This window comes from Flavobacterium koreense, from assembly GCF_054776075.1.
In genome coordinates, this window is the sequence record NZ_BAAHCF010000016.1 from 1 (window position 1) to 1,439 (window position 1,439).

The window sequence follows — 1,439 nt, forward strand, 5'->3', positions numbered from 1 at the left end:
GAGCATCTTGCTGTGAATAACTCACAAGGCTCATTAACAACATAGCGAAAAGTATTATTCTTGTTCTCATTTTTTGGGTGTTTATTCCGAGGATATTTCTATCCTCGGAAGATTAACTATTTTCTATTAATGTATAAGTATCCTGCTTTTTCTTTAGTAATTCCACTAGTTTTAGTGTATTTTATGATATAGAAGTAAGTTCCTTCTGGTAACTCTTCAGATTGTTTAATAGTAACACGACCTTCAGAAATACCTCTAAATACTTTAGTATTATTATCATATCCTTTAGCATCATATACTAACACTCCCCAACGATTATATATTTCAACTGAATTATCAGGATATTTTTCAATACCCTCAAGAATGAAGTATTCATTATTAGTATCATTACCCGGAGATAAATAGTTGTATATAACAATATCACAAGAATCTGCACTATCATCGAAATCACATGGATCTTTCACTGTAATTATAGCAATTGCAGTATCACAATTATTTGGATTAATAATATCGCAAATTTGATAAACAATAGTATAAGTACCAATTGGTGTTCCTGCTGGAATAATTAAATTACCTGAAGGATCTATTACTGCTCCATTAATACCTCCGTTATCAACTAAAGTGAATGTAACTTCAATTGGGATTAAAGGATCTTGATTAAGCGTATCATTAGTGTAAAGAGGAATAGTTGCTCCTATTTCAGAGTTTACAGTATCATTATCTAAATCGTCAATTGCATCAATTGGTGGTGCAGTAATAACAATTGTAATAGTTGCTTGATCACAATTCGTTGGATTCAATACCTCACATATACTATAAGTAACAATATAATTTCCAGCAGGTGTACCACTTGGAATAATTACATCACCATTATTAGCTATTGACAAACCAACAATACCTCCATTGTTTACAACTGAAATTGTAACTTGATTAGGAATAATAGTTGAATTATTCAAAGTATCTTGTCCATTACCATTGTTTACAAATATGTTTCCTGGAGTACCACCTTCATATCCATTGATTGTATTTGTAGACAAGTCGTCATTTTCAGCATTTATTGGTGCTGCACTAACAATTACTGTAACAGTTGCTGGGTCACAATTTGCTGGAACTGCTCCTACTTCACATAAATTATATGTAAAAGTATAAGTTCCTGCAGCTGTTTGTGGATTAACACCAACTTGACCAGTAACTGTATTAAAAGTAATACCTGAAGGCAATGTACTAGTCAAAGTAATAGTTACTTGAGAAGTATTAACAAGAACACCATTCAAAGTATCATTAACTAATACTGTAGGGATTGCTATACCTCCATCATAACCATTAATTGCAATTGGATTAGAATCATCTAATGCTACAATTGGATTAAGAACTACAACCGTAGCTGTAGCTGTATCACAATTTGTTGGTACTGCTCCTACTTCACATAATTGGTAAGT

General features: G+C 32.0%; 1 protein-coding gene. It reads right to left on the minus strand.

Translation table 11 applies throughout. The features are described 5' to 3' along the window. Positions 1–116: 116 nt before the first annotated feature. Positions 117–1,439: gliding motility-associated C-terminal domain-containing protein (locus ACYU7A_RS08000; protein WP_460575575.1), on the minus strand; the 1,323-nt coding region annotated here is incomplete at its 5' end.